An 18,287-nucleotide genomic window follows, 5' to 3' on the forward strand; every position below is an offset into this window, starting at 1 on the left:
ATCCTGGGGTGCGAAGCGCAGCGCAGCCTCGAAGGATGCTCCAGATCCCGCGCGATCGGCTGGAGGATCCTTCGAGGCCGCTTCGCGGCACCTCAGGATGAGGTGCAGGGTTGGAGCGGGGAACCGGTCAGCCGCTGCTGATGGATAGGACGATGACAGCGACCGACGCCCTCGACCGGGACGACCGCGCCCACCACCCGAGCCTCGCGGCGCCGCGCCCCTATCGCCGCGGCGCGCCGCGACGGATCGAGGGCCTGCCCGAGCGGCTGCCGGACGCGGTGCGCGCCTATCTCGACGTGCTGCCCGAGGGCCGCGTCGTCGGCTTCAACCTTGCGGGGCTCGACCGCACCGGCATCCCGGTCTGGTTCGTGGCGCTTTTCCTCGACGATCCGTTCTATGTCGGCGCCATGCCGTCGGGCATCGGCTACGGCGCCACCGATGACGAGGCGCTGATCGGCGCCGTGGCCGAGATCGCCGAGAACCTGATGCCCTCCGTCGCCCTGCTGCCGCGCAAGGGCGACAACCAGGCGGCCGTCTCCTACGCCGATCTCGTGCGCGTCTACGGCGCCGGCTCCGTCGCCGACCCGCTGACGCTCTGCCTTCCGGCCGGCTCCCCCGTCGGCCGCGACACGCCCCTCGACTGGACCAAGGCCGTCCGGGCGCGAACCGGCGAATCCGTCTGGATGCCGCTCGACATCGCCGCGACCGATTACTTCGAACTGCGCCAGGGCTACCAGCCCTTCACCAACCTCATCACCAACGGCCTCGGCGCCGGTCCCGACGTGGCCTTCGCCCTCGGCCACGGCCTGCTCGAACTGCTCCAGCGCGACGGCAACGGATTGCTGTTCCGCGCACTCGATCAGGGCGTCATGCTCGACCTCGACGGGATCGGCCCCGAGACCCGCGGCATGCTCGATCGGCTGGAAAGCCTCGGCATCCGGGCGCTTCCAAAATTCGCCACCGACCAGTTCGGCCTCACCAACCTCTACGTCGTCGGCTACGACGAGGATCCGGCCCGCACGCCCGCGCCGATTGCCCTCTCGGCCTGCGGCGAGGCCTGCGATCCGGATCGCGAGCGGGCGCTCCGCAAGGCCCTCCTGGAATTCCAGGCCGCCCGTGTCCGAAAGACCTTCGGGCACGGACCGCTGGCCCTAGCCGACACGGTGGCGCCCCCCGGCTATGTCGAGGCCTTCATCCAGAAGGCGCTGCCGAGCCTCGACCTTGAGGAGAGCCGCGCGCTCCAGGCCATGCTCGCCTGGCTCGACCTCTCCTCGGCCGAGCTGCGCAAGGTTCTGAGCAACACGGTCTATTCCGAGCGCAGCACTAAGGCGTTTTCCGAGCTGCCGACGACCGAGGCGCCCGACGGGCATGCCCGCGGCCGGATCGCTCAGGAGCGGCTGGAGGCGGCGGGCTTCGATGTGCTCTACGTCGATTGCTCGCCCCCCGGCGGAGGGATTGGCGTGGTCAAGGCGATCGTACCGGGGCTCGAGGTCGAGACCATGAGCTACTATCGCATCGGCGAGCGCAACACGTGCAAGCTGATCGAGCGCGAGCATCCGCTGATCCGCTTCGGCACGCCGAGCGACACGCTGTTGCCCGTGCGCCTGACCCCGGAGGCGGTCGAGCGCTTCGGCGGCCAGCCCCTGTTCGACGTGGCGCTCGCGGAGCAGATCGTCGGCTCGCACTATCCGCTCTATCGCGAGCCCGAATCGCACCACGCGCCGTTCCGCTACGAGCGCCAGGGCCGCCGGGCCGAGCGGAGGCCGGCATGACCCTGCGCTTCGCCTACAATACCAACGGCACCGCCAATCACCGCATCGAGGACGCGATCCGCCTGATCAAGGATGCGGGCTACGACGGCGTGGCGCTCACCCTCGATATCCACCATCTTGACCCCTTCGCCGAGAACTGGGTGGTCGAGGCCGACCGCATCGCCAGCATCCTGAACCGGCTCGAACTCGGCTCTGTGATCGAGACGGGTGCGCGCTTCCTGCTCGATCCGACCGCCAAGCACGAGCCGACGCTGGTCACCGCCGACGCGGCCGGCCGCGCGCGGCGGGTCGGCTTCCTCAAGCGGGCGATCGAGATCGGCAGGATCCTGAATTCCGAGGCCGTCTCGTTCTGGGCCGGCGTGCCGAAGCCGGGCGTCGACCGGGACGAGGCCCGCGGCTGGCTTGTAGAGGGCTTGCGCGAGGTCGCCGACTTCGCCGCCGAGAAGGGCGTCGTCGCGGCTCTCGAACCCGAGCCCGGCATGCTGATCGAGACGCTCGACGATTTTGCCGGTCTCGACGTGCCCGGCCTGTCGCTCGCCCTCGACACCGGCCATTGCCTCGTCACGCAGGAGCGCGAGCCGGCGGCGGCCGTCCATGAATTCGCACCACGCCTCGGCACGGTGGCGATCGAGGACATGAGGCGGGGGGAGCACATCCACCTGCCCTTCGGCGAGGGCGACATGGATGTGCCCGCGGTGCTCGACGCGCTTGATGCGGTCGGCTTCGGGAAGCTCGTCTGCGTGGAGCTGTCGCGCGATTCCCACCGGGCCGACATGATGGTGGGCCAAGCCCTCGAATACCTTCGTACCTGCCGCCGTCCGGGCCCCGGTCTGCCGTCACCCGACACCGCCTTGCGCGAAACCGCGATTCCGGGGCTGCCCCATCCATGAGAATCTGTTTCGTCAGCCGCCGCTACTTCCCGGCGATCTCCGGCATGAGCGTCTATGCGCAGAACCTCCTGCGCGAGGTCGCGGCGGCCGGCCACGACGTGACGATGATCTCACAATATCGTGGCGACGAATTCGGCACGCGGGTCTATGGCGGCGGCCCGCCTCCACCCGTACCGGGCGTTCATGTCATCGGTCTCGAACAGCGCGGCGAGCAGGAGAACGGCGACTTCGAGCGCGACATCGACGAGATGGTCGCGACGATCGGCGCCGAGCACGCCAGGAAGCCGTTCGACGTGCTCCACGCGCAGTACGGCTATCCGACCGGCTGGGCGGCGCTTTTGGCCGGTCAACGCCTCGGGCTGCCGACCGTCGTCTCGATCCAGGGCGGCGACGGTCACTGGGTCGGCTCCTGCTGCGAGACTCATCGCCGCGCGATGGTCGAGGTGGTGGCCCGTGCCAATGCCCTGCTGATTGGCGGGCAGTCCTTCGTTCGGGAAGTCTGCGACCGGCTCGGCTCCGATCCCGACCGCTTCACCATCGTTCCGGGTGCGGTCGATACGGCCCGCTTCACGCCCGGCGAGCGCTACGGGGCCGAGCGGGAGGATGAGGAGCCGGTGCGTCTGCTCTATCACGGCCGTGTCGACCGCCGGAAAGGCGTGCTCGATTTCCTGGATGCCCTGGAGCGGCTGTGGGAAGCCGGCGTGCCGTTCGATGCCGTGATCTCCGGGATCGGGCCGGATGTCGAGGCTGCCCGCGAGCGGGCCGATGCCATCGGCTTCACCTCGGCCCAGGTCCGCTTCACCGGCTACGCCGATTACGACACCGTTCCCGACCTCTACCGTGCGGCGGACGTGTTCGTCTCGCCGACCTATGCGGAGGGGTTTTCCAACACGATCCTGGAGGCGATGGCCGCCGGGCTCGCGGTGGTGTCCACCCATTCGGTCGGCGTCTCGGACTGCCTGCGCGACGGCGAGAACGGCCTCCTGGTCAATCCCGGCGACGTGCGTGGGCTTACCCAGGCGCTGCGGCGTGTGATCGAGGACGACGATCTGCGCCAGCGCCTCGCCGAGAGCGGGCTTGAAGAGTGCCGCCGGGTCTATTCGTGGAAGGCCGTCGGCCGCCAAATCACGGAGATCTACGAGCGGGTCGCCGCCGCGCCGCCGCCGGTCGGCGTCCCAGAGAGGCTGCCCCTCGATCCGAATTGCCGCTTCCGCAAGGAGCCGCACCTGCTGTGACGCGCACCGCACTGGCGATCTCGCCGCATCTCGACGACGCGGTCTTCTCGGCCGGCGGCACGCTGGCGCGGCTCGCCGCGCAGGATTGGCAGGTCGTGATGGCGACGGTCTTCACCGCCTCGGTTGCCAATCCGGGCGGCTTTGCACTCGCCTGCCAGCTCGACAAGGGACTGGCGCCGGAGATCGACTACATGGCCCTGCGCCGCGACGAAGATCGCGCCGCGGGCCGTGCGCTCGGTATCGAAGAGCCGCTCCACCTGCCGTTCCGCGAGGCGCCGCACCGCGGATACGCCTCGGCCCCCGAACTCTTCGCCGAACTGCGCCCCGACGACCGGATCGGAGCCAATCTCGCCGACGCCTTCGAGCGGCTGGTCGCCGATACGGGACCGGATCTGATTCTCGCTCCGCAGGCGGTCGGCGGGCACGTCGATCACGTGCAGGTCGTCCGCGCTTTTCGCGGCGCGCAGCCGCCGCTGCCGGTGCTCTGGTGGCGTGATTTCCCCTACACCGTTCGCACCGCCGAGCCGAGGGAGCCGCTGCGGCCGCTCTTCGCGACCTTCCCCGAACAGGTCGTGCGGCTCGATGCCGAGGCCGGGCGTTGCAAGGCGGAAGCCTGCGCCGCCTACGCCTCGCAGATCGGTTTCCAGTTCGGCGGCCCCGAGGGGCTGCGGGCGCGGCTCGCAGCGGAGGACGGCGTCGAGCGCTTCCGTCTCCAGGGACGGCTCCCGCCCGATCTGCGCGATGCCGGATTCGCCTGAAGCACCCAAGAGCCTGCGCGACCCCGTGCTCCTGGAAGCGCGCCGGGCGATGGCCGATGCGGCCCACGTCCGGCCCCTGCGCGCATTCGCCCGAAGAATCGCCGCGGAACGCAACGCCGACGTGCCCGACCCCGATCCCCTCGACGGCGGCGTGGACGCGCGCTTGCTCCTTCTGCTCGAAACGCCCGGCCCCTCGATCGGCCGCACCGGTTTCGTCTCGCGCGACAATGCCACCGGCACCGCCGCCAACCTGTTCCGTTTCCTCAACGAGGCCGGTATCGCGCGGCGGGACACGCTGATCTGGAACGCCGTGCCCTGGGTGATCCACGCGCCGGGCGCCCTCAACCGCGCCCCGCGCCGTTCGGAAGCCGTCGCCGCCGCTCCTTACTTCGCGCCGCTGCTCGCGCTGCTGCCGCGGCTGGCCGTGGTCGTTCCGGCCGGGCGCTTCGCGCAGGCGGCGGCGTCACCGCTCGCCGAGCTGCGGCCGGACCTGCCGCTGGTGCCGATCCCGCATCCGAGCCCGACCTACGTCTGCACCTCACCCTCCGTGCGCGAGCGCATCCTGGCGGGGCTGACGCGGGCGGCCACCCATCTGGGCCGCGCATCGTAGAGGCCGGCATCGCGTGATGTCGGCCGCATTCCGGTGCAGGGAAACTCCGTGGCCGGCGTCCTTCGCTGGCCTTTAGCGACCGAAGCTCCTAAATGCCCGTGGGCGGTTCGGACCCGACGCCGCCCGGGACGACCCGTGCCGAATGCATTCTGCGGTCGACCAGCGGAGGCGGACGCCGTTCTCACATGATACCTGCCGGGAAGCACAGGACGGTCGCGCAGGCCGATCCGGCCGATGCAGGCCGCGAGGCTGACGCCGGATCGAAGCCGGCTTCGAAGCGCGGCCGCTTTGCCTGGATCGGCACGGCCGCGAGTCTCGTTCTCATCCTCGCCTCCCTCGGCGTTCTGTGGAAGCTGTCGGGGGAAATCAGCTGGGCCGAACTGCAGACGGCCTTCACCGCCGTCGCGACGGGCCGGCTCAGCGAGGCCTTCCTGTTCGTGGCGGTCAGCTACCTGTTCCTGACCTGCTACGACGCGCTCGCCCTGCGCCAGCTCCGCCTCAAGATGCCCTACCGCATCACGGCGCTCGCCTCGTTCACGAGCTACGCGGTGAGCTTCACCCTCGGCTTCCCGCTCATCACCGCGGCGACGATCCGCTACTGGATCTACTCGAAGCGCGGATTGTCCGCGGCCAAGATCGCCGCGCTGACGGTGATCGCCGGCTTTACCTTCTGGCTCGGCATGGGGGTGGTGCTGGGCTTCAGCCTCATCATCGAGGCGGGCCAGCTCGCGAGCCTCACTTTCCAGAGCATCGGCGTCAACACGACCGCGCGCCTCAACCAGATCCTCGGCTTCGGCACCCTCGGCCTCGTGCTCGGCTATCTGGCCTGGGTCTCGGTGAAGCGGCGCTACATCAAGGTTCGTCACTGGCAGCTCGAACTGCCGGGCGCGACGGTCTCGTTCAGTCAGATGGTGGTCGGCATCGGTGATGTCTGCGCCGCGGCGGCCGTGCTCTACATGCTGATGCCCGAGGGCATGAACCTCGCCTTCACCACCTTCCTTGCGATCTACGTGCTCGCGGCCATGCTCGGCATCGCCTCCAACGCGCCGGGCGGCATCGGCGTGTTCGAGGCCACCATCCTGCTCGCTCTGTCGTACCTGCCCCGCGAGTCGGTGCTGGGATCGCTGCTGCTGTTCCGGGTCTGCTACTACCTCGTCCCGTTCGTTCTCGCCCTGCTGATGCTCGGTGTGTACGAGGCCTTTCAGCGGCTGCGGCGGCACAGGGCGGCGAACGACCCGTGACCCGTCCGACCGTCTGACGCGCCGTGCCGACGAACTCCGCCCGTCCGATGTGGCTCGGCGTGACGATCGCCGTGGCCGTGATCGTCTTCTCGGAGGCGGTCGGCGGCACCGTCGATGTCGCCCTGATGGTGTCGGCGAGCCTCGCACTTCTGATCGGCGCACTGCTCGGGCGCGGCGGGCAGGTGGCGATCCTCCCGCCGGCCGAGACCGCTACGCCGCGGCGCCATGCCATCGCCGAGGCGCTGCTCGCGCATATCCCGGATCCTGTGATCCTGGTCGACCGCCGGGTCGTGGTGATCGAGGCCAACCCGGCTGCCCGACGACTCCTGCCGGGATTAAAGCTGCGTCACCCGCTCTCCTTCTCCCTGCGCGCGCCCGACGTCCTCGACGGCATCGAGGAGGTCCTTCGGACGGGCGCCCCCGTGCGGACTGAGTACGCCACTCGCGTGCCGACCGAGCGCGCCTTCGAGGTGCAGATCGGTGCCCTGCCGCTCCCCGATATGCCCGGAGGTGGCGAGGCCAACGTGGTGCTGTTCCTGCGCGACCTCACCGCGGCACGCCGCCTTGAGGCGATGCGGGTCGATTTCGTCGCCAATGCCAGCCACGAGCTGCGCACGCCGCTCGCGGCGCTGCTCGGCTTCATCGAAACTCTTCAGGGGCCGGCCCGGGACGATTCCCGCGCCCGGGAGCAGTTTCTCGGAATCATGCGCACCCAGGCCCAGCGCATGACCGGCCTCATCGACGATCTGCTCTCGCTCTCGCGCATCGAATTGCACGAGCACGTCGTGCCGACCCGCATCGTCGATCTCGGCCGCATTGCGCGCCAGATGGTCGACATGCAGGCGCCACTCGCCCTGGAGCGCGGGGTCGCGCTGAGCGTCGAGCGGCCCGACGGTCCGCTTCCCGTGCTCGGGGATCGGGACGAGCTGTTGCGCGTCGTCGAGAACCTCGTCGAGAACGCGGTGAAGTACGGCGGCAGCGGCGGCGTGGTCGCGGTCTCGCTCCATCGTGTCGGTGGGGAGGACGGGCGCGGGTCACGGATCGAGCTGAGGGTGCGCGACGAGGGACCGGGCATCTCCGCCGAGCACATCCCGCGGCTCACCGAGCGCTTCTACCGGGTCGATACGGCGTCGAGCCGGCAGCAGGGCGGGACGGGCCTTGGGCTCGCCATCGTCAAGCACACGCTCAACCGCCACCGCGGCAAGCTCCTCATCGAGAGCGAACCGGGCCGTGGAACCCTCGTGCGGGTCAGTCTGCCGGAACACCGGCCGGAGAAGGCGGAAGCCGCGCTTCCGGAGCCTCCGGTGGGGGAATAGCGTTTCCTGCGTCCGATGAGGGAGGGAACGGCGTTCTCCCGGCTCGGTTGCAGGATGAGGCGCCCAGCGGATCGTCCGGTCATCGAGAGCATCGCCCATGCACGGCCTGTCGCCCGAGATGCAGCACTGCATCGATGCCTGTCTGACCTGCTACCGCACTTGCCTCGGCATGGCCTCGCGCCACTGCCTCGAAGCGGGTGGCCGGCATGTCGAGCCGGAGCATTTCCGCCTGATGCTCTCCTGTGCCGAGGCCTGTCGGGCCTCCGCCGAGTTGATGCTGATCGGCAGCGCGGTCCATCGCCACCAGTGCGGCGCCTGCGCGGAAATCTGTGCGGCCTGTGCCCGCTCCTGCGAAGGAGTCGGTGACATGGATGCGTGTGTCGCCGCCTGCCGCGCCTGCGAGGAAGCGTGCCGTGACATGGCGGCATGACGGTCGGACCCTTGACCTTCCCATGATGGGAAGGTCCATCTGAGCCGGCATGGAACCAGTTTTCCGGAATGCCGCCATGCCGCCGATCTCCGCCGCCACCGCTACGTCCCGCCTCACCCTGCCCGTCGAGGGGATGAGCTGCGCCTCCTGCGTCGGCCGGGTCGAGCGGGCGCTCGCCGCTCTGCCCGGCGCGGCGGACGTCTCCGTCAATCTCGCCACCGGCCGCGCCAGCCTGGACATGCCGGAGGGCACGCCGCCGTCTCGAGCCGTCGCGGCGATCCGTGAGGCCGGCTACGACGTGCCGGAGGCCGTCACGGCTGTCTCCGTCGAGGGGATGAGCTGCGCCTCCTGCGTCGGCCGGGTCGAGCGCGCCCTTCTGGCGCTGCCCGGTGCGACCTCGGCCAGCGTCAATCTCGCGACCGGTCGGGCCGAGCTGCGCCACGCCGCCGGTGCCGTTACGGTGGGCGATGTCGAGGAGGCCGTGCGGCGGGCTGGCTACGAGCCGCACCGGATCGATACGGCGCAAGTTCTCCCTCCCGAGGACAGGCAGGAGCGGGAGGCCGCCGCTCTCCGCCGCGACCTCATCCTCGCCGCCTTGCTGTCGAGCCCCGTCGTCGTGCTCGACATGGGCGGCCACCTGCTGCCGGGCTTCCACCACGCAGCGACGGACGCGCTCGGCGCCGGCTATGCGTGGCTGCAGGCCATGCTCGCGACGCTGGTTCTGGCCGGGCCCGGCCGCCGCTTCTTCCGGATCGGCGTGCCGAACCTGCTGCGCGGTCATCCGGACATGAACGCCCTCGTCGCCCTCGGCGCCGGTGCGGCCTACCTCTTCTCGCTCGTTTCGACCGCCGCCCCGTCCTGGCTGCCGGAAGGGTCGGCGCACCTCTATTTCGAGGCGAGCGTCCTCATCGTCACGCTGATCCTCCTCGGGCGCACCCTCGAGGCCCGCGCGAGGGGCCGGGCCGGGGCGGCGATCGCCCGGCTAATCGACCTCTCGCCCAAAACGGCGCGGTTGGTCGAGGATGTCCGCGAGCGCGAGGTGCCGGCCTCCGAGCTGCGCATCGGCGACCGGGTGCGGGTGCGCCCCGGTGAACGCGTGCCGGCGGACGGCACCGTGGTGTCGGGCTCGTCCTTCGTCGATGAGAGCATGATCACCGGCGAGCCGGTGCCCGTGGAGAAGGGAAGGGGCGGCCACGTCGTCGGCGGCACTCTCAACACCACCGGCAGCTTCGATCTGACCGTGGACCGCGTCGGCGCCGACACCGCACTGGCGCGGATCGTGCGCATGGTGGAGGAGGCGCAGGGCGGCAAGCTGCCGATCCAGGCGCTGGTCGACCGGGTCACCCTCTGGTTCGTGCCCGCCGTCATCACCATCGCCGTGCTGACCTTTCTCGCATGGATCGTCCTCGGGCCGGCGCCGGCGCTCGGCCACGCCCTGGTCGCAGCGATCTCCGTGCTGATCATCGCCTGCCCCTGCGCCATGGGGCTGGCGACGCCGGTCTCGATCATGGTCGGCACCGGCCGGGCCGCGGAGCGCGGCGTGCTGTTCCGCCAGGGCGCCGCGCTCCAGGCTTTGCGGGACGCCCGCGTCATCGCCCTCGACAAGACCGGCACTCTCACGGAGGGCCGCCCCCGGTTGACCGATCTCGTCACCGCGCCCGGCTTCGACCGGGGGAAGGTGCTGGCCTTTGCAGGCGCGGTGGAGGCGCGCTCCGAGCATCCGGTCGCTCGCGCCATCACCGCGGCGGCGCGCGACGCCGGAGCCTTGCCCGAGGCTGAGGCGTTCGAGGCGGTGCCCGGCCACGGTGCCTCGGCCCGGGTTGAGGAGCGGACGGTGGCGCTCGGCAACCGGCGCTACATGCAGCGGCTCGGGATCGCGACCGGCGCTCTCGAGAGCGAGGCGGCCCGGCTGGCCAGCGAGGGAAAAAGCCCGATCTTCGCCGCCATCGACGGTCGGCTCGCCGCCCTCGTCGCGGTAGCCGATCCGATCAAACCGGAGGCGCGAGAGGCGCTGGCGTCCCTGCGCGCCCGCGGTCTCACCGTGGCGATGCTGACCGGCGACGCCCGCGCCACGGCCGAGGCAGTGGCCCGCGCGCTCGACATCGCCGAGGTCGAGGCCGAGGTGCTGCCCGAGGGCAAGGTCGCGGCGCTTCGTCGCCTGCGCGAGGCGCATGGACCGGTGGCCTTCGTCGGCGACGGGATCAACGACGCGCCGGCCCTGGCCGAGGCCGATATCGGGATCGCCATCGGCACCGGCACCGACATTGCCGTGGAGAGTGCCGACGTGGTCCTGATGTCCGGCGCGCTCGGTGGTCTGGTCGAGGCCGTGGTGCTGTCGCGGGCCACGCTCGCCAACATCCGCCAGAACCTGTTCTGGGCCTTCGCCTACAACGCCGCGCTGATCCCGGTCGCCGCCGGGCTCCTCGTCGCCTTCGGCGGACCGCCCCTCTCGCCGGTGCTCGCCGCCGGGGCGATGGCGCTTTCGAGCGTCTTCGTCGTCGGCAACGCGCTGCGCCTCAGGCGAGCGGGTGCCGTTGCATGAGCGGACGGTTCGTCACCATCGGTGAGGCGGCCGGCGCCACCGGCGTCTCGGCCAAGATGATCCGCTACTACGAGGAGACGGGCCTGCTCGGCCCCGCCGAGCGGACGGCTTCCGGCTATCGCGTCTACGGTGAGAGCGACCTGCACGCTCTGCGTTTCGTGCGCCGGGCGCGCGATCTCGGCTTCTCGATGCGGGAAATCGCCGACCTTCTTGCCCTCTGGCACGATCGCTCCCGTACCAGCGCAGCGGTCAAGGCGGTGGCGCTCGACCACGTGGCGGATCTGCGTCGCCGCATCGGCGAGTTAGAGGCCATGGCCCGCACCCTCGAACATCTGGCCGAGCGCTGCTGCGGTGACGCTCGCCCCGACTGTCCGATCCTCGACGACTTGGCGGGAGGACCGAAGACGCCGTGAGACTTGGCGCGGTGGCGTCCGTTCGGAGTTATGCGCCGCGGAGAGCACGCATCGGAGCGGAGGCGGGCGCCTCCGATGGTGTATGCTCGCGCTCAAGCCGGGAAAGAGGGGAGGGGGGCGCATTCCAGCCTTCGTGCCGAGGCTTGGCCGTTGACCCACGGTTGGCCTTCTGCTTGCTGGAACTCTCCGGAAAGGTTGGATCCATGCCCGTCATCGACCGCATTGCCGATCTCTCGGAGGAGATCACCGCTTGGCGGCACGATCTCCACGCCCATCCGGAGCTTCAGTACGACGTGCATCGCACGGCGGATTTCGTGGCGGACAAGCTGCGCGGCTTCGGCTGCGACGAGGTCGTCACGGGCATCGGCCGTACCGGCGTCGTCGGGGTGATCCGTGGGCGGGCCCACGGCTCGAACCGGGCGATCGGCCTACGGGCCGATATGGACGCCCTGCCGATCCGGGAAATCCGCGATCTTCCCTACCGCTCGACGGTGCCGGGCAAGATGCACGCCTGCGGCCATGACGGGCATACGGCGATGCTGCTCGGAGCCGCCAAGTACCTCGCCGAGACGCGGGACTTCGACGGGCGCGCGGTGCTGATCTTCCAACCGGCGGAAGAAGGCGGCGGGGGTGGCGAGGCCATGGTGCAGGACGGGATGATGGAGCGCTTCGGGGTCGAGGCGGTCTACGGTCTGCACAACATCCCCGGCCAGCCGCTCGGCACCTTCGCCATCCGGCCCGGCCCGATCATGGCCTCGACCGACCGCTTCACGATCCTCATCGAGGGCAGGGGCGGGCATGCCGCCCTGCCGCAGGCGGCGGTCGATACGGTTCTGGTGGCGAGCCACATCGTCGTCGCCCTGCAATCCATCGTCGCCCGCAACATCGACCCGCTCGATTCGGCCGTCATCTCCGTCTGCGCCGTGGAGGCAGGCGAGGCGTTCAACGTGCTCCCACAGACCGCGGAGCTGCGCGGCACGATGCGGGCTTTGACTCCGGCCGTGCGCGGTCTGATGCGTGAGCGACTTGCCGCGATCGCCGAGAACGTCGCTGCGGCCTTCGGAGCGCGGGCGAGCATCGATTTCGCCAGCGGCTACCCGGCGACCGAGAACCACCCGGCCGAGACCGACTTCATGGCGGATGTCGCCGCGCAGGTCGTCGGCGAGGCGCAGGTCGATCGGGCCGTGGCACCGATGATGGCGGCGGAAGACTTCTCCTACATGCTCGCCCACCGGCCCGGCGCCTACATCTTCATGGGCAACGGCCCGTCCGCCGGTCTCCACCATCCGGAATACGACTTCAACGATGCCGCGATCCCCTACGGCGCCTCGCTCTGGGCACGGATCATTGAAACAGGGCTACCGGCGCGGGACTGAGCGCATCGGTCGAAGCGACGGCGATCCCTTCGGAATGACGACCGCCCGGCGGCTCGACTATCCCTCGTGGCGCCCAACGAGCGTGCCCGTTGTGGTTTCGTCAGACGCTCTCAGCCGCCCGACATTCCTTGTTCCGGTCTGCTTGGGCAACCCAGCGCTGCATGACCGTGGCCGGAAGTTCGTCGGCACGACCAGCGTCTTCCAGTTCGGCATGTTGGCGATAGAACTCAGCTGCATAGGCAGCGCGTGTGCCGCGTGGGAGAAATCTGAAGCCCCTCGCGAAACCGAGGCAACAGTCGCTTTCGGAGAAATCGGGCGGATCAGGTTGCGTAGGGCGAGCACCCGCGCGCAAGCTCGGCACAAGCCACGTAATTCCTTATGAAACCTCCTTCGGAGAATAATTCGCTGTCATGCGAATAAGCCAAAAATTCTCGGAATGAGGATGGCATACCTTTTGTCGTAGGCTGATGATTCCTGCCATTCAATCCAGAGGTCAGACCGTCGGCGCGCGTATTGCCGGAATCGCGACGCATCTCCCTGAGCGCGTTCTCTCGAACGAACATCTCGCCGAACTCTATCCGGCTTGGCCCTCCGAGAAGATTTTCGACAAGACCGGCATCCGCGAGCGTCGCGTGGCTGCAGAGCACGAGACGGCAGGCGATTTGGCCTTTCATGCCGCCGAGAGGCTATTTGCGGCGGGCGATTGCGTGCGTGAGGACATCGACTTCCTCATTCTCTGCACCCAGGCGGCTGACTACCTGCTGCCAACCACGGCCTGCCTCCTCCAAGACCGGCTCGGCTTAGGTCGGCACGTCGGTGCGCTCGACGTGAATCTCGGGTGTTCCGGCTTCGTCTACGGTCTCGCCTTGGCAACTGGGCTGATTGCGGCGGGCGCAGCGCGCAATGTGCTCCTGCTGACGGCCGACACCTATTCCAAGTTCATCCATGAGCGCGACAGAAGCGTCCGAACCTTATTTGGCGATGGAGCCGCAGCAACACTGATCACGGCGAGCAGCGAGTCCGTGATCGGCCCCTTCGTGTTCGGCACGGATGGTGCCGGTGGCAAGGATCTGATCGTTGAAGCTGGCGGCTTTCGCATGCCTCGTGGGCCGGAAACCGGGCTGGCAGAAGAGGATTCGCACGGCAATGTTCGCTCGCGCGAGCATCTGTACATGAATGGTGCCAGCGTGATGAGTTTCTCGTTGCAAGAGGTGCCGCGCGCTTTCACTCGCCTGCTGGAAACAAGCGGTATTGCCCAGGCGGATGTGGATTACGTTGTCCTGCACCAAGCGAATAAGCTCATGTTGGACGCTCTGCAGCGCAAGATGAACCTTCCCGCCGCAAAGGTGCCGCGCCACTACGAGGACATCGGCAACACCGTGTCGTCGACCATCCCCTTCGTTCTGGCAGACATGCGGGATAAAGGGCAGATGGCACCCGGTCGCCGCTTCATCGTGATCGGGTTCGGTGTTGGCCTATCGTGGGCGGGGGCTTCTTTCGTCTGCTGAGCTTCATGAAGGAATGACAATGAGCAGCTTTTACGAAGAACTGGCTGAGATCCTGGAGATCGAACCGGACCAAGTGACGCCCGACTTACGCCTTGAGAACACGTCGTGGGACTCGTTGGCTGTAGTCTCCACCATTGCCCTGATCGATGAACAGTATGACAAGGCGGTCAACGCTACTGCCCTTGCTGCGTGCGAGACGGTCGGCGACATTGACCGCTTGATTGCAGCGCGCCAGACCGAGAGCGGGGCGTAAATGGCATCGAGCGGCCAGACGGCGCGCACGTCAGGATCCCGGATCGCCGGGATCGTCTCCTGTCTGCCACCGCGTCGGATCGAGAACGAGTATTTTCTCGATCGGTTCGGCGACAAGGTCCACGAAGTGGTCAAGATGACCGGTGTCAGGACCCGCTATTGGGTCGAGGACAACGTCACAACCTCCGACCTGTGTGCCGCCGCCGCCGAATGCTTGCTTGATCGTCTCGACTGGGAGCGCGGTAGCGTAGACGGCATCATCTTCGTCACGCAGACGCCGGATTACCGGCTGCCGGCGACATCCTGCGTGCTGCAGCATCGACTCGGCCTACGCACCGGCATTCTCGCCTTCGACGTGTCTCTCGGCTGCTCGGGTTACCCCTACGGTCTGTGGATGGCGATGATGATGGTGCAGACCGGCGCGGCCAAGCGGATCCTCCTCGCGGTCGGCGACACCAGCAGCATCATGAACGATCCCGACGATCGCGGCACCGCCCTTTTATTCGGCGATGCCGGAACCGTGACCGCGATCGAGGCGACCGTTCCCGAGGCTGATCCCTCTTGGTTCATCCTGGGCACCGACGGCCAGGGGGCCGACAACCTCATCGTCGCCCAGGGTGCTTTCCGCAAGCGCGAGGCCACCGGCCGATGGGAGGGCCATCAACTCGATAAGCTGTTCATGGATGGCGGTGAGGTGTTCAACTTCACGCTCAAGGCCGTGCCGTTGCTGGTCAGGGACACCATGGCTGCCGCGGGCCAAGGCGTCGAGGATTACGATATGTTCCTCCTCCATCAGGCAAACGCGTTCATGATCCGTCACCTCGCAAAGAAGGCGAAGCTGCCGCCGGAGAAAGTGCCGATCAACATCGACCGCTACGGCAACACCAGCAGCGCAACCTTGCCGCTGCTCATGACGACCGATCGGAGGGACGAACTGACGACGGGTGACCGCCACGTCGCCCTGTTCGGCTTCGGGGTCGGCTACTCGTGGGCTGCGGCCTCGATGCGGATCGGTCCGCTCCGCTGCTGTGAGACGATTTCGCTGTGATTTTCTCCCGCGAAGCGTTCGAGGGACGTCACGTCCTCATCACCGGAGCCTCATCGGGAATTGGTCAGCATACGGCGGTGCGGCTGGCGGAGGCCGGGGCGCGGGTGGCGCTGATCGGCCGCAGCACCGAACGACTTGCCGCGACGGCTGCCCTGCTCATTGGCAGCGACCACTCCTGCCATCCCGCCGACCTTAGCGACGCCGAGGCGACGGCAGACCTCGTTCAGGAGATCGCCAAGCGGCACGGCCGTTTCGACGGCATTTTTCATTCGGCGGGCACGGCGTTGATCCTTCCGGCCCGGGCCACCAAGAACCGCCATATCGACGACGTCTTCGCGGCGGGTGTACGCGGCGCTTTCGGAGTCGCTCGGGCGGCCTCCAAGAAGGCCGTCGTGGGAGACGGCGGATCCCTCGTGTTCATGTCGTCGGTGTCGTCGATGCGTGGGCGTCCCGGCATGAGCGCTTATTCGGCCGCCAAGGCCGCCGTGGACGGCATGGTGCGGGTGCTGGCTGCGGAGATGGCTGATCGTCGCATCCGGGTGAATTCAATCGTTGCTGGCGGGATCGACACGGCCATGCACCGTGATTTCACCGAATCGGTCGGCAGCGAAATGGTGAGGAACTACGAGGCGCTGCACATGCTCGGCTTTGGACGGCCCGACGATATCGCCCATGCTGCGATGTTTCTACTCAGCGATGCTTCGCGTTGGATCACAGGCAGCAACATGGTCGTCGACGGGGGGTATACTGCCAAGTGAGCCGCCACCCATGAGGTGCGTGTAGGCGCGCATGAACGCGGCGATCCGGATTTCGTCGCGGCCGATCACACCGGGCTTCTCCGATAACTCGACGCCCCGCTGGACATTCTCCAGGATCGCGCGGTCCTCCTCGATCACCGCGCGCCCGAGCGCTTTACCCGATTGGTTGATCATATCCTGTGCCGCTCGCTGCGCCCGAGTCAGGTCGAGCTTCGGTTCGAACAGCCGAAAGCGCAGCCGGGTCTCGGTCGCCGACACAGGCAGAGCGTTGCCGACATAGAATGATAGCCCTTGCGTCGATGAGATGAACAGGTTGGGAAAGATGTGAATGTGAAAGAAGGAGTCGTGGGTGAAGGCGCGTGTGTCGAGGTAGGCGAGCGCCTTCTGCCGCCGGGCCTCTCCGGCCGTCGCTGTGCGCGGGAAGTGGCTACTGGAATGCGGTCCGTCAAAACGTTCCTGCTCGATGCCTGCCCTTCCGATACCTAGAGTCTTCACGAAGGTGTCCTGATGGACGACAGAGCAATGGTAGCATTCGAGAACATTCTCGACGAGCAGCTTCCAATTTGCGGCGTGCGGAGAAGTTCCAGCATCGATTTCAGGTCCGAAATAGGATCCGATCTGCTCGAGTAATGGATAGAATGCTCCCAGATATTCCCGCAAAGACGGCCCACCGCTCCGCTTGCGAAAAAATACGAAAATCCCACACGTCTCAACTTCGTAACCGGTCAGGCATAACCGCTCGCGATCATCGAGCACAAATCCGTCGCGGCGTGGCATGCCGTGCGGAAAACCGGTGCTGTCGAAGCTCCAGCCGTGATAGCTACATGTGAGCGGCCGGTTGCCGCGCTCGCCCGGCTGGATACGGTTGAACCGATGGCTGCACACATTGGCGAATGCCCGGATCTCACCGCGGAAATTCTGCAGGACGGCGGCCGTGTTTTTGTAATCGACACAAACGAAATCGCGATCCGAGGCGAGTTCTCCTGCCAGGGCTCCGAATTGCCAGAGCGGATCGAACAGAGCGTCCAATTCCTCGGCGAGGGTCTCGGGACGGTAGTAATTTGCGCAAGGCAGCATCGGCGTTTCGTTTTCGAACCCGTCTTCTCACACCTCCCTCAACATCCTCGTCCCCCTTTCGAGGCTGGACCGCGACCAGGACGAAGGAGTTTTTCTACCCCGCATCGCGCGACCTCGAGGGGAAGGGAGCAGTGAGCTGGTTCAGGATGATCAATATTTCATAGAAGATAGCGCATTCAGTCGCGTCGTGTCAACAATTTGAGAGATTTCCCCTCAAAGATGTAAAATTCAATACTGACATATCAACGTAGCTGAGCATGCGGACGTTCGCCCCTCGCGTTACGGGGCGGCGCATAGTGACAAGGAAGGGCCGGCAAAATGGCAGCGCGCGAACGCCTTATTCTGGTCGGGGCCGGTGGGTTCGGAAGGGAAGTCTACTTTTGGGCGGGCGATTGTCATGCAGCAGGAACGCTGCCTCGCCTTGCCGGGTATATTGATGACGTGGTCCAGGAGCTGCCAGGCTACGAACTGCCCCGACTTGCAAGCGTGCAGAATTATACGCCGACACCGGGCGATCTGTTCGTGGTCGCGTTGGGCGCACCGGCCAAGAAACGCCGCGTCGTCGAATTGCTTCAAACACGCGGCGCCCGCTTCGCGACATTGCGCCATCCGACCGCGACGGTCGTGCGCACGGCGTCGATTGGTGAGGGAGTCATCATGTGCCCCTATACCATGGCGCTGCCCGATACGCGTATCGAGCGTTTCGCGACGCTGAACAATTATTCGGGCTTCGGCCATGACAGCGTGTGTGGCGAGTTCACGACGCTGAGTTCGATGGTCGATGTCACGGGCTATGTGCGGATCGGCAAGGATGTGATGATCGGTTCGGGAGCACGGCTGTTGCCCAAGGTGACAATCGGCGACGGTGCGACGATTGGGGCAGGCTCGATCGTTGTCCGCTCGGTCAAAACAAACACGACGGTGTTCGCCGCTCCCGCCAAGCAACTCTCAATGAATCCCAAAAAATAATCGGCGGCTAAAATTATATATTAAATATTTCTAATTGAATCACGCTTTAAATATATTATTATACGAACAATTTCGAATTTCCGGCATTAATT

Annotated in this window: 17 protein-coding genes; 16 read left to right on the top strand and 1 reads right to left on the bottom strand. The window is 67.1% G+C overall.

Going from position 1 to position 18,287, the window contains the following annotated elements; all coding sequences use genetic code 11:
* Positions 1 to 152: 152 nt before the first annotated feature.
* The 15 genes from MPPM_RS14690 to MPPM_RS14760 all read left to right on the top strand — a co-directional run bounded on the left by MPPM_RS14690 (position 153) and on the right by MPPM_RS14760 (position 16,149).
* Positions 153 to 1,772, top strand: coding sequence for a YcaO-like family protein (locus MPPM_RS14690; protein WP_096485668.1), 1,620 nt, complete (start codon positions 153 to 155; stop codon positions 1,770 to 1,772).
* A complete protein-coding gene (locus MPPM_RS14695; protein WP_096485669.1) occupies positions 1,769 to 2,662 on the top strand; it encodes a sugar phosphate isomerase/epimerase family protein in 894 nt (297 codons plus the stop codon). The genes MPPM_RS14690 and MPPM_RS14695 overlap by 4 nt, the downstream gene beginning before the upstream one ends.
* Positions 2,659 to 3,897 (top strand): glycosyltransferase family 4 protein, encoded by a 1,239-nt coding sequence (locus tag MPPM_RS14700; RefSeq protein ID WP_096485670.1) that lies wholly within the window; start codon positions 2,659 to 2,661, stop codon positions 3,895 to 3,897. The genes MPPM_RS14695 and MPPM_RS14700 overlap by 4 nt, the downstream gene beginning before the upstream one ends.
* Complete coding sequence (locus MPPM_RS14705) at positions 3,894 to 4,655, top strand: PIG-L deacetylase family protein (RefSeq protein WP_096485672.1); 762 nt, start codon at positions 3,894 to 3,896, stop codon at positions 4,653 to 4,655. Before MPPM_RS14700 ends, MPPM_RS14705 begins: the two co-directional genes overlap by 4 nt.
* Positions 4,639 to 5,265: a uracil-DNA glycosylase gene (locus MPPM_RS14710; RefSeq protein WP_096485673.1), complete on the top strand. Its 627-nt coding sequence runs from the start codon at positions 4,639 to 4,641 to the stop codon at positions 5,263 to 5,265. The genes MPPM_RS14705 and MPPM_RS14710 overlap by 17 nt, the downstream gene beginning before the upstream one ends.
* A gap of 185 nt (positions 5,266 to 5,450) precedes the next feature.
* Positions 5,451 to 6,506: a lysylphosphatidylglycerol synthase domain-containing protein gene (locus MPPM_RS14715; RefSeq protein ID WP_096485675.1), complete on the top strand. Its 1,056-nt coding sequence runs from the start codon at positions 5,451 to 5,453 to the stop codon at positions 6,504 to 6,506.
* A gap of 23 nt (positions 6,507 to 6,529) precedes the next feature.
* Entirely contained in the window at positions 6,530 to 7,822 is a 1,293-nt protein-coding gene (locus MPPM_RS14720) for an ATP-binding protein (RefSeq protein WP_096485676.1), read from the top strand.
* A gap of 97 nt (positions 7,823 to 7,919) precedes the next feature.
* A complete protein-coding gene (locus MPPM_RS14725) occupies positions 7,920 to 8,252 on the top strand; it encodes a four-helix bundle copper-binding protein (protein ID WP_096485677.1) in 333 nt (110 codons plus the stop codon).
* A gap of 76 nt (positions 8,253 to 8,328) precedes the next feature.
* Positions 8,329 to 10,794, top strand: a complete 2,466-nt coding sequence (locus MPPM_RS14730) for a heavy metal translocating P-type ATPase (protein ID WP_173807916.1) — start codon at positions 8,329 to 8,331, stop codon at positions 10,792 to 10,794.
* Entirely contained in the window at positions 10,791 to 11,207 is a 417-nt protein-coding gene (gene cueR, locus MPPM_RS14735; RefSeq protein ID WP_096485681.1) for a Cu(I)-responsive transcriptional regulator, read from the top strand. The genes MPPM_RS14730 and cueR overlap by 4 nt, the downstream gene beginning before the upstream one ends.
* A gap of 203 nt (positions 11,208 to 11,410) precedes the next feature.
* Positions 11,411 to 12,583, top strand: coding sequence for a M20 aminoacylase family protein (locus MPPM_RS14740; protein WP_096485682.1), 1,173 nt, complete (start codon positions 11,411 to 11,413; stop codon positions 12,581 to 12,583).
* Positions 12,584 to 13,050: 467 nt separating this feature from the next.
* Positions 13,051 to 14,091 (top strand): ketoacyl-ACP synthase III, encoded by a 1,041-nt coding sequence (locus MPPM_RS14745; protein WP_096485683.1) that lies wholly within the window; start codon positions 13,051 to 13,053, stop codon positions 14,089 to 14,091.
* A gap of 19 nt (positions 14,092 to 14,110) precedes the next feature.
* The gene (locus tag MPPM_RS14750; protein ID WP_096487861.1) at positions 14,111 to 14,344 is read left to right on the top strand and encodes an acyl carrier protein; all 234 of its coding nucleotides are present in this window, start codon (positions 14,111 to 14,113) and stop codon (positions 14,342 to 14,344) included.
* Positions 14,345 to 15,391, top strand: coding sequence for a 3-oxoacyl-ACP synthase III family protein (locus MPPM_RS14755; RefSeq protein WP_096485684.1), 1,047 nt, complete (start codon positions 14,345 to 14,347; stop codon positions 15,389 to 15,391).
* A complete protein-coding gene (locus MPPM_RS14760; RefSeq protein ID WP_096485685.1) occupies positions 15,388 to 16,149 on the top strand; it encodes an SDR family NAD(P)-dependent oxidoreductase in 762 nt (253 codons plus the stop codon). Before MPPM_RS14755 ends, MPPM_RS14760 begins: the two co-directional genes overlap by 4 nt.
* Here the strand turns inward: MPPM_RS14760 and MPPM_RS14765 are convergent.
* On the bottom strand, positions 16,078 to 17,226 hold the full coding sequence (locus MPPM_RS14765) for an aromatic ring-hydroxylating oxygenase subunit alpha (protein ID WP_096485686.1): 1,149 nt from the start codon (positions 17,224 to 17,226) through the stop codon (positions 16,078 to 16,080). The genes MPPM_RS14760 and MPPM_RS14765 overlap by 72 nt on opposite strands.
* A gap of 318 nt (positions 17,227 to 17,544) precedes the next feature.
* Between MPPM_RS14765 and MPPM_RS14770 the strand changes: the two genes are divergently transcribed.
* A complete protein-coding gene (locus MPPM_RS14770; RefSeq protein WP_096485687.1) occupies positions 17,545 to 18,195 on the top strand; it encodes an acetyltransferase in 651 nt (216 codons plus the stop codon).
* The last annotated feature ends 92 nt before the right edge of the window (positions 18,196 to 18,287 follow it).

The organism is Methylorubrum populi (genome assembly GCF_002355515.1).
In the GTDB taxonomy this organism is placed as follows: domain Bacteria; phylum Pseudomonadota; class Alphaproteobacteria; order Rhizobiales; family Beijerinckiaceae; genus Methylobacterium; species Methylobacterium populi_A.